This is a genomic window from Methylobacterium cerastii (assembly GCF_022179125.1).
In the GTDB taxonomy this organism is placed as follows: domain Bacteria; phylum Pseudomonadota; class Alphaproteobacteria; order Rhizobiales; family Beijerinckiaceae; genus Methylobacterium; species Methylobacterium cerastii.
In genome coordinates this window covers 112,406-125,343 of record NZ_BPQG01000004.1, presented here as the reverse complement: position 1 = coordinate 125,343, position 12,938 = coordinate 112,406, and the positions used below count along the sequence as shown (strand labels likewise).

Below are 12,938 nucleotides of genomic sequence, written 5' to 3'. Positions count from 1 at the left end.
GAGCGCGAGGACGCGCCGCCCGGTGATGGGAAGGGGTGGGGTCACGCGGGCTCCCGATCGCGGTGGGGTTACCGCGAGACCGCGAACAGACGCGAGATCAGCCAGAGCGGAACCACCACGATGGCGCCGGCCAGGATCCACCCGCCGAAATCGTGGAACGTGGCGAGGCCGAGGTCGACGAGCGCGCGGGCCGAGTCGTAGACCTGCCAGAACAGGCGCGCGGGCGTGAGCCCGAGCATCGCCATGAAGGCGCCGACGAGCACCGACAGGAACAGCAGCCGCAGGAACACCGCGGCCGGCGACCCGCCGAGGAAGCGGCGCAAAGCCGAGGCGCGATAACCCGGCGCCTCGCGGTAGGACGCACCCGTATGGTTCTGACCCTGGCGGCGGGGGTCGTGCTCGACGATCATCGACATTCCTCGGAGGACGACGCCCTTCCAACCGCCCGAAGCCGGCGGAACCGTGACGGATGCACCACACCGGCGGCGAAACCGGATGGTGGTTCGGGCGTTAGGCGGTTTCGCTGCCCGGGACGAGATGGCAATGCGGCCCCGGCGCGCCAAGATGCGCGCGGGATTCGCCGACGCCCTCCGCCCGCGCGCCGCGTTGCCCCAAGAGACGCGTAAAGAGACGAAACGCCCCATGATCGACCACGCCTTGTTCGACCCGGCGACGATCGATCCGGAGACCAAGCGGCTCAACGCCGAGATCGTCGCCGCGCACGCGGCGCAGGCCGACCCGTGGTCGCTGCCGATCGCCGAGGTGCGCGCCCGGCGCCGCGCCGGCACGCCCGCCTCGCCGGCGATGCCGCGCAGCACCCGCGCCGAGACGATGACGATCGAGGGCCCCGGCGGCCCTCTCGACCTGCGGGTGATCCGCCCGCGGGCCGGCGTGAAGCTGCGCGGGGCCTACCTGCACATCCATCGCGGCGGCTGGGTCTGGGGCTCGGCCGACGAGCAGGACCCGTGGCTGGAGCGGATCGCCGACACCTGCGGCTTCATCTGCCTCTCGGTCGATTACCGCCTCGCCCCCGAGCATCCTTATCCAGCCGCCCTCCTCGATTGCGAGGCGGCCGCGCTCTGGCTCGCGGGGCCGGGCAAGGCCGAGTTCGGCGTCACGGCGCTGACGATCGGCGGCGAATCGGTCGGGGCGCACCTCGCGGTGATGGTGCTGCTGCGCCTGCGCGACCGGCACGCGCTGCCGCGCGCGTTCCGCGGCGCGAACCTCAACGCCGGCTTCTTCGACCTCGGGCTGACCCCGTCGGTGCGCAACTGGGGCGACGAGCGTCTTGTCTGCAACACCACCGACCTGACCGCCTTCGCCAACGGCTACGTCCGCGACGGCATCGACCGGCGCCGGCCGGACGTCTCGCCGATCTACGCCGACCTCAAGGGCCTGCCGCCGGCGCTATTCACCGTCGGCACCTGCGACCCGCTGCTCGACGACACGCTCTACATGTCCGGCCGCTGGGCCGCGGCCGGCAACGGCGGCCACACGGCGGTCTATGCCGGTGGCTGCCACGTCTTCATCCGCTACCCCGGCGCGATGTCCGAGCGGGCGCTGGAGCTGATCGACCGCTTCCTGATGGCGCTCGCCTGAGCGGGCGCAAGGGGCCTGGGAAAACGGACGACACGGGCGTCCTGCCGCCGGCCTTCGCCGCGTGGTTTTCCGCGCGGGGCTGGACGCCGCGGCCGCACCAGCTCGAGCTGCTGCGCATCGCGGGCGCCGGCCGCTCGGCGCTGCTCGTGGCCCCGACCGGCGCCGGCAAGACGCTCGCCGGCTTCCTGCCGAGCCTCGTCGCCCTGTCGGAGAGCCGGGCGAAGCCGTCCGAGCGAAAACTCCACACGCTCTACATCTCGCCGCTGAAGGCGCTTGCGGTCGACATCGCGCGCAACCTCGAGGCACCGGTGGAGGGCATCGGCCTGTCGCTGCGGATCGAGACCCGCACCGGCGACACCCCGGCGCACAAGCGCACCCGCCAGATCGAGCGCCCGCCGGACATCCTGCTCACCACGCCGGAGCAGCTCGCCCTCCTCATCGCGCACCGGGAGGCGGCGGACTTCTTCTCCCAGCTGCGCTGCGTGGTGCTGGACGAGCTCCACGCCCTGGTCACCTCGAAGCGCGGCGACCTGCTGTCGCTCGCGCTGGCCCGCTTGCACCGGCTCAGCCCCGGCCTCGCCGCGATCGGCCTGTCGGCGACGGTGCGCGAGCCGGACGCGCTGCGGCAGTATCTCGTGCCGCAGAACGCGCTCTCCGAATCGGACCCGGATACCGGTGACGGCGCAGGTCCCTTCTCCCAGGGGGAGAAGGCAAGGATGAGGGGCGTGGCCCCTCCGGATACGGCACGCCCCTCACCCCAACCCTCTCCTCCTGGGAGAGGGAGCGCGTCGAGCCCCATGGCCGACCTCGTCGTCGTGCGCGGCGGGGCCGCGCCGAACCTGCACCTGCTCGACATCGGCAAGACCCTGCCGCTCGCCGGGCACACGGCCTGGCATTCCATGCCGGCGATCTACGACCTGATCCGGGCGCACCGCACGGTGCTTGTCTTCGTCAACACCCGTCTCCAGGCGGAGTACACCTTCCAGGAGCTGTGGCGCCTCAACGACGACGTGCTGCCGATCGCCCTCCACCACGGCTCGCTCGACGCCACCCAGCGCCGCCGCGTCGAGGCGGCGATGGCGGCGGGCTCGCTTCGCGCCATCGTCTGCACCGCGACGCTCGACCTCGGCATCGACTGGGGCGACGTCGACCTCGTGATCAACGTCGGCGCGCCGAAGGGCGCGAGCCGGATCATGCAGCGGATCGGGCGCGCCAACCACCGCATGGACGAGCCGTCGAAGGCCTACCTCGTCCCCGGCAACCGCTTCGAGATCCTCGAATGCCGGGCGGCGCTCGATGCCGTCGAGGAGGCGGCGCAGGACACGCCCGACGCCCGCCTCGGCGCGCCGGACGTGCTCGCCCAGCATGTGCTCGGCATGGCCTGCGCCGACGCGTTCGACCCGGTGGCGCTCTACGACGAGGTGATCTCGGCCGCCCCCTACGCGACCCTGTCCTGGGAGGATTTCGAGGCGGTCGTCGACTACGTCGCCACCGGCGGCTACGCGCTGCGCGCCTACGAGCGCTTCGCCAAGATCCTGCGCGGGCCGGACGGCCTGTGGCGGGTGCGCGATGCGCGCGTCGCGCAAGCTTACCGGATGAACGTCGGCACCATCGTCGAGGCGGCGAAGGTGAAGGTCCGGCTCGCCCGCTCGCTGCGCGGCAAGCCCGGCACGGTGCTGCCGAAGACCGGCCGGGTGCTCGGCGAGATCGAGGAGGATTTCGCCGACACCCTCACGCCGGGCGACACCTTCCTGTTCGCCGGCGAGGTCCTGCGCTTCGAGGGCTTGGCCGAGGACGAGGCGATGGCCACCCGCGCCGGGCCCGGCACCGACCCGGCGATCCCCTCCTATGCCGGCTCGAAGTTCCCGCTCTCGACCTACCTCGCTGCGCGCGTGCGCGCGATCATCGCCGACCCGTTCGAGTGGGACCGGCTGCCGCGGCAGGTCGCCGACTACCTGCTGCTCCAGCGCAGCCGGTCGCTGCTGCCGGGCGAGCGCGACCTCCTGGTCGAGACCTTCCCGCGGGCGGGGCGCCACTACCTCACGGCCTTCCCGTTCGAGGGCCGGCTCGCGCACCAGACGCTCGGCATGCTGCTGACGCGGCGGCTGGAGCGCGCCCGCCTGCGGCCGCTGGGCTTCGCCGCCAACGATTACGGCATCGCGATCTTCATGACCCGCGACCTCTCCGAGCGGATCGCGCTGGAGCCCCGCTTCCTCGAAGACCTGTTCGCGCAGGACATGCTCGGCGACGACCTCGAAGCGTGGCTCGACGAATCCTCGATGATGAAGCGCACCTTCCGCCAATGCGCGGTCATCGCCGGGCTGATCGAGCGCCGCCATCCCGGGCTGAAGAAGACCGGGCGGCAGGTGACGATCTCCACCGACCTGATCTACGACGTGCTGCGCAAGCACCAGCCCGACCACCTGCTGATGCGCGCCGCGCGCCAGGATGCGGCAACCGGACTCCTCGACGTGAGGCGGCTCGGCATGATGTTGGAGCGCATCCAGGGGCGAATCACCCACAAGGCCCTCGACCGCGTCTCGCCGCTTTCGGTCTCCGTGATGCTGGAGATCGGGCGGGAACGGGTCTACGGCGAGGGCGCCGACGAGATCCTGGCCGAGGCCGAGGCCCAGCTTCTCGAAGAGGCGCTGGGGTGACGGCCCCCTTCCCCACCGACGAGGACACCATCTTGGCGCTCGGCCTGAGACTCGAGAAGACTCAAAAATCCCCCGGCCTGACGCTCGCCGGCGAGGTTCTCACCCTCGACCTGTGCGGCGGCCTGTGGGCGCCCGCGCACCGCACCCTGATCGTGTCCGATCTCCACCTGGAGAAGGGCTCGGCGTATGCGGCCCGCACCGGCCAGTTCTTGCCGCCTTACGACACCCGCGAGACCCTGGCCTGCCTGCACGAGGCCGTGGCCCGCTTCGACCCGGCCTGCATCGTGGCCTTGGGGGACAGCTTCCACGACGCGCGCGGGCCGGAGCGGATGGAGCCGGGCGACCGGGCGATGGTCGCGGCGCTGCAGCAGGGCCGCGACTGGGTCTGGATCGCCGGCAACCACGACGCCGCGGTGAGCGAGGGCGTCGGCGGGCGCTACGCCGACGTGCTGCGGCTCGGCGGCCTGACGCTGCGCCACGAGCCGACCCCGGGCGCGGCGCCCGGCGAGGTCGCCGGCCACCTCCACCCGTGCGGCAAGGTCGCGATGCGCGGCCGGGCGGTGCGCCGCCGCTGCTTCGTCACCGACGGAACCCGCCTGGTGATGCCGGCCTTCGGCGCCTACGCCGGCGGCCTCAACGTCCGCGACGCGGCGTTCGAGCCGCTGTTTTCCAAGGACTTCACCGCGCACTTGCTGGGCGACGGGCGGGTGTTCTCCATCGGGCGCGGGATGCTCTCGAAGGATTGAGATGTTCGCGATACTGCTCTTGAGCATCGAAACCGATACCGTCGTCGGACCTGCCGAGTGCCGTATACCTGCTTGCCAGCCGTCGGCATGGCACCCTCTACCTGGGCGTGACAAACGACCTTGCGCGTCGTGTTCATGAGCACAGGACGAAGAGATATCGCGGGTTCACTGCGACCTACGACGTGAATCGCCTCGTTTGGTACGAATTCTACGATCGGATCGTCGACGCGATCGACCGCGAGAAGGCGCTCAAGAAGTGGCGGCGCGACTGGAAGGTCCGACTCATCGAGGACTTCAATCCCGAATGGTCGGAGCTCTATCCGACGCTTACGGGCTGGACGGGGCTTTGAAACACCACCCCGCCATTCCGGGGCCGCGCAGCGGAGCCGGAATGACGGGGATGGCGTGAAAATCATGAACAGCCGTGCGCGTGCCCATCATGCTCCGGCAGCGTCAGCCCGAAATGCGAGACCAGGTCGGCGACCTGGGCCGGGCTGAGCTGGCGCGGATTGAGGTTGCGCAGGAGCAGGTAGAGCTTGGCCGTCTCCTCCAGCTCCTCGGTGGCGAAGACGGCGGCCTCCAGGCTCTCGCCGGCCACCACCGGGCCGTGGTTGGCGAGCAGCACGGAGGCGTACTTCCCCGCCAGACCCCGGATCGCATCGGCCACCGCCGGATCGCCGGGGCGGTAGTACGGCACGAGGGCCGTGCCGCCGGTGCGCATCAGGTAGTACGGCGTCAGCGGCGGCAGCACCGCCTTCGGGTCGATCTCGGGCAGCATCGACACCGCCACCGCGTGGGTCGAGTGCAGGTGGACGATGGCGCGAGCCTCGGCGCGGCTCTCGTAGAGCGCGGTGTGCAGCGGGATCTCCTTGGTCGGCTTGTCGCCGGAGACCACCCGACCCGCGGCGTCGAGGCGCGAGATCCGGGCCGGGTCGAGGAAGCCGAGCGAGACGTTGGTCGGCGTCACCAGCCAGCCGCCGTCGGGCAGGCGCAGGGAGATGTTGCCCGAGGAGCCGGGCGTCAGGCCGCGCTCGAACAGCGAGCGCCCGTGGCGGCAGATGTCCTCGCGCTGCTTCGACTCGCTCATGCCCGATCCCTCATGCCCGATCCCTCATGCGGTCGCGCCCGCGACCAGCGCGAAGCCGAGGTCGATCGTCTCGGCCGGTCCGCCCGCCGCCAGACGCTCGGCGGCGATTTCGCCGATCCGCAGCCGCGGCGTGCGGATCGTCGAGAGCGGCTGCGGCATCGCCGCGGTGATGTCGAGGCCGTTGTAGCCGAACAGCGCGAGCCGGTGCGGGATCGACCACCCGCGCGCCAGGCAGCAGAAGTAGCCGCCGAGCGCCATGTCGTCGTTGGAGAAGTACACGGCGTCGAGGTCCGGCGTGCGGTCGAGCAGCCGGTCGAGCGCCGCCCGCCCCGCCGTAGCGGAGGACGGTTCGGCGACGATCTCGCGGTCGATCAGCCCGTACCCCGTGCCTTGCAGGGCCGCCTCGAACCCCGCGAGCCGCTTCCCCGCCCTGAGATCCCGAAGGATGTCGTGGCCGACATAGCCGATGCGGCGGTAGCCCCGCGCCACCAGATGCGCGGCGCTGGCCTCGCCGACCGCCCGGTTGGAGAAGCCGACGACGAGGTCGAGGCCCGGCCCGTCCGTGTCGATCATCTCGACGACGCGGATGCCGGCGGCGCGCAGCAGCGCCACGGTGTCGGGATTGTGCTCCAGGCCGGTGAGGACGAGCCCGGCCGGGCGCCACGACAGCAGGGCGGCGACCAGCGCCTCCTCGCGGTCGGGATCGTAGTCGGAGACGCCGATCACGCTCTGGAAGCCGGTGCGGTCGAGCGCCCCCGTCAGCCCGCGCAGCAGGTCGGGGAAGACGATGTTGGCGAGCGACGGGATCACGATGCCGACGAGCTGCGAGCCGGCCGACGCCGCGTTGCCGGCCAGCGACCCGGCCAGGCGGTTCGGCACGTAGCCGAGCTTGGCCACCGCCTCGGCCACGCGGTCGGCGGTGCGCTTCGAGAACGAGCCCTGGTTGCGCAGCACCCGCGAGACGGTGCTCTCGCCGAACCCCGATTCCCGGGCGACGTCCGCCAGCGTCACGAGGCGCCGATGCAGGTTCATGGTGGCCCTTCGCGCGGCGAGATCAGAAGCGACATATCGAGCATCGCTGTCACCCGCAACTCGATTGGCAGCGCTGCCAAAATACTTTAGGCAGAATCCAAGCGCCGCATCACGGCGCAGAATCAATCATGACGCCGACGCGCCAAGACGTCGGCCTTGGAGGACGCCATGAGTTCACCAGCCGCCGTGCTGCCGGGCAGCGCCGTGCCGTCGAAGGACTTGGTCGAGCAGACCTATACGAAGGTGTTCTGGCGCCTCGTGCCGTTCCTGATGCTCTGCTACGTCGTCGCCTACCTCGACCGGGTGAACGTCGGCTTCGCCAAGCTGCAGATGTCCCAGGACCTCGGCTTCAGCGAGACGGTCTACGGCTTCGGCGCGGGCGTGTTCTTCATCGGATACTTCCTGTTCGAGGTGCCCTCGAACGTGATCCTCCACAAGGTCGGCGCACGGATCTGGATCGCCCGGATCATGGTCACGTGGGGGATCATCTCGGGCGCGTTCCTGTTCGTGAACTCGGCGACCACCTTCTACATCATGCGCTTCCTGCTCGGGCTCGCCGAGGCCGGCTTCTACCCGGGCGTGATCCTCTACACGACGGCCTGGTTCCCGGCCCATCGCCGCGCCAAGGTCATCGCCGTGTTCATGGCGGCGATCCCCGTCTCGGGCATCTTCGGCAACCCGCTCTCGGGCTGGATCATGGACGCGTTCAACGGCGCACACGGCCTGGCCGGCTGGCAGTGGATGTTCGTGATCGAGGCGGTGCTGGTCGGCGTCGCGGTGTTCTTCTACCTCGACAACCGCGCCTCCGAGGCCAAGTGGCTGAACGACGCCGAGAAGGCGGTGATCGAGCGCGACATCGCCGCCGACAACGTCGGCAAGGAGACGAGCCCGCACTCGATCGCGACCGTGTTCAAGAACGGCCGCGTCTGGTTCATGAGCTTCATCTACTTCTGCTTCGTCACCGGCCAGTACGGCCTGACCTTCTGGATGCCGACCCTGGTGAAATCCACCGGCGTGCAGGGCAACCTCAACATCGGCCTCATCAGCGCGATCCCGTTCCTGTTCGCGGTGTTCGTGATGATCCTGCTCGGACGCAGCGCCGACCGGATGCGCGAGCGGCGCTGGCACTTGATCGTGCCGGCGCTCTGCGGCGCCGTCGGCTTCGTGGTCGCGGCCACCGCCGGCAGCACCACGATCGCGATCATGGCGCTCTCGGTGGCGGCCGGCGGGGTGCTCACCTGCGCGCCGCTGTTCTGGTCGCTGCCCACCGCCTTCCTCTCGGGTGCGGGCGCCGCCGCCGGCATCGCGCTGATCAACTCGGTCGGCAACCTCGCGGGCTTCGCCAGCCCCTACGTGATCGGCGCCCTGAAGGACTACAGCGGCAACACCGCCACCGGCATGTACGCGCTCGCCGCGATGCTGGTGCTCGGTTCGATCGCGACCTTCGTGACGCCCAAGGGCCTGGTGAACCGCTAGACCCCGGCACCCGCCGCCCAAGGCTTCAACCGGACATCCGCGATGACAGCAACCTCCTCCGCCCGCCACGCCGCGGTGATCGGGCTCGGCTCGATGGGCTTCGGCATGGCGGCCTCGCTGCTGCGCGCCGGCTTCACGGTCGCGGCCTGCGACGTGAACCACGAGGCCGTCGCCCGCTTCTCGGCGGCCGGCGGGCGCGGCGTGACGAGCCCGGCGGAGGCGGCCGAGGGCGCGGGCGTGGTCATCTGCGTCGTCGTCAACGCCGCACAGACCGAGACCGTGCTGTTCGGCGAGGACGGCGCCGCGGCGGCGATGCCGGAGGGCGCGGTGTTCGTCTCCTCCGCGACCATGGACCCGGCGGTCGCCCGGCGCCTCGCCGCCCGCCTCGAGGCGACCGGCCGCCACTACCTCGACGCGCCGATGAGCGGGGGCGCGGCGCGCGCCGCCGACGGGGCGCTGACCTTCCTGGCCTCGGGCACGCAAGCCGCCTTCGACGCGGCCCGTCCCGCCCTCGATGCGATGGCCGGCACGCTCTACGAGCTCGGCGACGCCGCCGGCCAGGGCGCGGCGTTCAAGATGATCAACCAGCTGCTGGCCGGCGTGCACATCGCCGCGGCGTGCGAGGCGATGAGCTTCGCCGCCAAGCAGGGCCTCGACCTCGCGCGCGTCTACGAGGTCATCACCAAGTCGGCCGGCAATTCGTGGATGTTCGAGAACCGGATGCCGCACGTGCTCGACGGCGACTACGGCCCGAAGAGCGCGGTCGACATCTTCGTCAAGGACCTCGGCATCGTGCAGGACATGGCCCGCGTCGAGAAGTACCCCGTGCCGGTGGCGGCCGCCGCCCTGCAGATGTTCCTGATGGCCTCGGGCTCGGGCATGGGGCGCGACGACGATTCCTCCGTCGCGCGGCTCTACGCCCAGGTCTCGGGCGCGACCCTGCCGGGGGCGAAGAGCTGAGCATCCGTCGGCGTTCGATCGTCCGATCCACCACCTCATCCTGAGGTGCCCGCCTCGGCGGGCCTCGAAGGAGCCCTCCAGAACCCGCCGTCATCCCTGGAGGGCTCCTTCGAGGCCTCCGCTTCGCTCCGGCACCTCAGGATGAGGGGCAAGGGTGGGACGACCGGGGATCTAACGCTCGGTCTCGTCGGGGACCGGCGCAGAAAGAGTTCGAAACCATGCCGCGCTTTGCCGCCAACCTCACCTTGATGTTCACCGAGCTGCCCTTCCTCGACCGCTTCGCCGCGGCCGCGGACCAGGGTTTCGGGGCCGTCGAGTTCCTGTTCCCCTACGCGCATCCGGCCGACGCGATCGCCGAGCGGCTCGCGCGCCACGGCCTGACCCAGGCGCTGTTCAACCTGCCGCCGGGCGACTTCGAGGCTGGCGAGCGCGGGCTCGCGGCCCTACCCGAGCGCTTCGACGAGCTGAAGCAAGGCGTCGCCACAGCGCTCCGCTACGCCGAGGCCACCGGCGTCGGGCGCCTCCACCTGATGGCGGGCTTGGCCGACCCGAACGATTCGACCGCGCGCGACGCCTACCGCCGCGCCGTCGCCTGGGCGGCGGAGGCCGTCGGCAGCACCGGACGGGATTTGGTGCTGGAGCCGATCAACGGCCGCAACATGCCGGGCTACTTCCTGAACGACTTCGGGGCGGCGGCGGCGCTGATCCGCGACCTCGGGTTGCCGAACCTGAAGCTGCAATTCGACCTGTATCACTGCCAGATCATGCACGGCGACGTCACGATGCGCCTGCGCGAGCTGATGCCGATCGTCGGGCACGTGCAGACCGCCTCGGTGCCGGCGCGCCACGAGCCCGGCACCGGCGAGATCGACGACGCCTTCCTGTTCGCGGAGCTCGACCGGCTCGGCTACGACGGGTTCGTCGGCTGCGAGTACAACCCGGCCGCCGGCAGCGTCGAGGGCTTAAGCTGGTTCGCGCCCTATCGCGCCGGCCAGCGGGGAAACGCCCGATGAGCGCTTCGCAGTCTCCTTCCCGAGCCCTCGCCCTCGGCTGCGTCGCCGACGACTATACCGGCGCCTCCGACCTCGCCAACACCCTGACCAAGGCGGGCCTGCGCACGGTGCAGACCATCGGCGTGCCGGCCGACGACCTCGTCCTGCCGGAGGTCGACGCCGTGGTGGTGGCGCTCAAGAGCCGGTCCGTCGCGCCGGGCGAGGCGGTGGCGCGGTCGCGCGAGGCCGACGCCTGGCTCCGCCGCCGCGGCGCGAACCACGTGCTATTCAAGGTCTGCTCGACGTTCGACTCGACCGACGCCGGCAACATCGGCCCGGTGCTCGACGCCCTTCGGGCGGATGCGGCCGAGCCGATCGCGCTGGTCACGCCCGCCTTCCCCGAGACCGGGCGCAGCGTCTGCCAGGGCCACCTCTTCGTCGGCGCGACCCTGCTGGCCGAGAGCCCGCTGAAGGACCATCCCCTCAACCCGATGCGCGATTCGAATCTCGTGCGGGTGCTCGCCCGCCAGAGCGCCGGCACGGTCGGGCTCGTCGACATCGCCACCGTGGCAAAGGGGCCTGAGGCCGTCGCCGCCCGCCTCGACGCCCTGGCGGCGGACGGCCACGGCGCGGCGATCGCCGACGCGATCTTCGAGTCAGACCTCGAGATCCTGGGCCGCGCCGCCCTCGGGCACCGGGTCTCCTGCGGCGCCTCGGGCCTCGGCCTCGGCCTCGCCCGCGCGCTCGTCGCCGACGGCCGCGGCGCGCCCGCCGCCGACGCCATGGCGGGCGAGCCGGTCGGCGGCCACGCCGCGTGCCTCGCCGGCAGCTGCTCGCAGGCGACGCTGGCGCAGATCGAAGCCGCGGCCGCGCACATGGCCGTGCTGCACCTCGACATCGAAAAACTCATGGCCGGCCCCGCCGAACGCGAGGCGACCCTCGCCTGGGCCGCCTCGCGCCTCGCCGACGGCCCGGTCCTGATCGCCAGCAGCGCCGCGCCGGACGCCGTGCGCGCATTGCAGGCAAAGCACGGCGTCGCCGCGGTCGGCCACGCCGTCGAGGCGGCCCTGGCGCAGCTCGCCGCGGACCTCTTCGCCCGCGGCGTCCGCCGCCTCGTCGTCGCCGGCGGCGAGACCTCCGGGGCGGTGGTCGACCACCTCGGGCTGAAGGCCTTCCTGCTCGGGCCCGAGATCGCCGCCGGCGTCCCGGTTCTGCGCACCGCCGGCGGCGACCCGATGCTGCTGGCGCTGAAGTCCGGCAACTTCGGCGGCCGCGACTTCTTCCTGCGCGCCCTCGACCTGATGCGGTGAGGGCGCCACGCCCGTCCCACAGGTCCCCTTCAGGATGAGGTCGGCGGGTGGGCGAGCCGAACCGTTCTCGCAAGCCAAGGAGCTTCCCATGCACGCCCTGATCCTCGGCGCCGCCGGCATGATCGGCCGCCGCCTCACCAAGGCCCTGGTCGCATCGGGCACCGTCGGCGACCACCCGCTCGACGCGCTCACCCTGATCGACGTGGTCCAGCCCGACGCGCCCGCGGGCTGTGCCGGCACCGTCCGCACCGAGGCCGCCGACCTCACAGCTCCGGGGGCGGCGGACACCGCCATCGCCGGGCGCCCGGGCATCGTGTTCCACCTTGCAGCGGTGGTCTCGGGCGAGGCGGAGGCGAACCTCGAACTCGGCTACCGGGTCAACCTCGACGGCACCCGCCTGCTGCTCGACGCGATCCGCCGCGCGCACGCGGCGGACGGCTACCGGCCGAAGGTGGTGTTCACCTCCTCGCTCGCGGTGTTCGGGCCGCCGCTGCCGCCGGTGATCGGCGACGACTGGATCGTCACGCCGGCCTCCTCCTACGGCACCCAGAAGGCGATGGGCGAATTGCTGCTCGCCGACTATTCCCGCCGCGGCTTCCTCGACGGCATCTCCTTACGGCTGCCGACGATCTGCGTGCGCCCGGGCAAACCGAACAAGGCGGTGTCCGGCTTCTTCTCCGGCATCATCCGCGAGCCGCTGGCCGGCCGGCCGGCGATCCTGCCGGTGCCGGACACCGTGCGGCACTGGTTCGCCAGCCCCTCAGCCGCCACCGGCTTCCTGCTCCACGCGGCCGGGCTCGACTTCGGCCGCCTCGGCCTGCGCCGGTCGCTGACGCTGCCGGGCGTGTCGGCCACCGTGGCGGAGGAGATCGAGGCCTTGCGCAAGGTCGGCGGCGACAAGGCGGTCGCCCTGATCCGCCGCGACCCCGACGACGCGGTCGCGCGCATCATCGAGACCTGGCCCGAAGCCTTCGCCACCGACCGCGCGCGCGCGCTCGGCTTCACCGCCGACGCCTCGTTCGACGCGATCGTCGCCGAGCACGTCGCGGAATTCCAAGCCGGGGCGTGAGCCCGCATTA

Annotated in this window: 12 protein-coding genes; 9 read left to right on the top strand and 3 right to left on the bottom strand. The window is 71.5% G+C overall.

Annotated features, from left to right (window positions below; genetic code table 11):
* Positions 1-68 precede the first annotated feature (68 nt).
* Positions 69-410: a DUF6460 domain-containing protein gene (locus MFF13_RS01295; RefSeq protein ID WP_147754779.1), complete on the bottom strand. Its 342-nt coding sequence runs from the start codon at positions 408-410 to the stop codon at positions 69-71.
* Positions 411-642: 232 nt separating this feature from the next.
* Here MFF13_RS01295 and MFF13_RS01290 point away from each other — a divergent pair, with 232 nt between their 5' ends.
* The 4 genes from MFF13_RS01290 to MFF13_RS01275 are packed head-to-tail and all read left to right on the top strand — an operon-like array spanning position 643 to position 5,352.
* Positions 643-1,599, top strand: a complete 957-nt coding sequence (locus MFF13_RS01290) for an alpha/beta hydrolase (protein ID WP_147764359.1) — start codon at positions 643-645, stop codon at positions 1,597-1,599.
* Positions 1,596-4,256 (top strand): ligase-associated DNA damage response DEXH box helicase, encoded by a 2,661-nt coding sequence (locus tag MFF13_RS01285; RefSeq protein ID WP_147827915.1) that lies wholly within the window; start codon positions 1,596-1,598, stop codon positions 4,254-4,256. The genes MFF13_RS01290 and MFF13_RS01285 overlap by 4 nt, the downstream gene beginning before the upstream one ends.
* A 32-nt stretch (positions 4,257-4,288) precedes the next feature.
* A complete protein-coding gene (gene pdeM, locus MFF13_RS01280) occupies positions 4,289-5,002 on the top strand; it encodes a ligase-associated DNA damage response endonuclease PdeM (RefSeq protein ID WP_147754055.1) in 714 nt (237 codons plus the stop codon).
* Between the two features lie 50 nt (positions 5,003-5,052).
* The gene (locus tag MFF13_RS01275) at positions 5,053-5,352 is read left to right on the top strand and encodes a GIY-YIG nuclease family protein (RefSeq protein WP_147754047.1); all 300 of its coding nucleotides are present in this window, start codon (positions 5,053-5,055) and stop codon (positions 5,350-5,352) included.
* A gap of 62 nt (positions 5,353-5,414) precedes the next feature.
* On the opposite strand, the gene otnC is transcribed toward MFF13_RS01275, so the two are convergent.
* Positions 5,415-6,089: a 3-oxo-tetronate 4-phosphate decarboxylase gene (gene otnC, locus MFF13_RS01270; RefSeq protein ID WP_147827897.1), complete on the bottom strand. Its 675-nt coding sequence runs from the start codon at positions 6,087-6,089 to the stop codon at positions 5,415-5,417.
* Positions 6,090-6,113: 24 nt separating this feature from the next.
* Positions 6,114-7,121: a LacI family DNA-binding transcriptional regulator gene (locus tag MFF13_RS01265; RefSeq protein WP_147827896.1), complete on the bottom strand. Its 1,008-nt coding sequence runs from the start codon at positions 7,119-7,121 to the stop codon at positions 6,114-6,116.
* 168 nt (positions 7,122-7,289) lie between these two features.
* On the opposite strand from MFF13_RS01265, the gene MFF13_RS01260 reads away from it, so the two are divergent.
* The 5 genes from MFF13_RS01260 to denD all read left to right on the top strand — a co-directional run bounded on the left by MFF13_RS01260 (position 7,290) and on the right by denD (position 12,928).
* Positions 7,290-8,597, top strand: coding sequence for an MFS transporter (locus MFF13_RS01260; RefSeq protein WP_238270206.1), 1,308 nt, complete (start codon positions 7,290-7,292; stop codon positions 8,595-8,597).
* A gap of 42 nt (positions 8,598-8,639) precedes the next feature.
* Positions 8,640-9,557 carry an L-threonate dehydrogenase gene (ltnD, locus tag MFF13_RS01255; RefSeq protein WP_238270204.1) on the top strand — a complete coding sequence of 306 codons (918 nt, stop codon included), beginning with the start codon at positions 8,640-8,642 and terminating at the stop codon, positions 9,555-9,557.
* A 218-nt stretch (positions 9,558-9,775) separates the two neighbouring features.
* Positions 9,776-10,570 (top strand): 2-oxo-tetronate isomerase, encoded by a 795-nt coding sequence (gene otnI, locus MFF13_RS01250; protein ID WP_147827894.1) that lies wholly within the window; start codon positions 9,776-9,778, stop codon positions 10,568-10,570.
* A complete protein-coding gene (gene otnK / locus MFF13_RS01245; protein ID WP_238270202.1) occupies positions 10,567-11,859 on the top strand; it encodes a 3-oxo-tetronate kinase in 1,293 nt (430 codons plus the stop codon). The genes otnI and otnK overlap by 4 nt, the downstream gene beginning before the upstream one ends.
* 88 nt (positions 11,860-11,947) lie before the next feature.
* Positions 11,948-12,928, top strand: coding sequence for a D-erythronate dehydrogenase (denD, locus tag MFF13_RS01240; protein WP_147827892.1), 981 nt, complete (start codon positions 11,948-11,950; stop codon positions 12,926-12,928).
* The last annotated feature ends 10 nt before the right edge of the window (positions 12,929-12,938 follow it).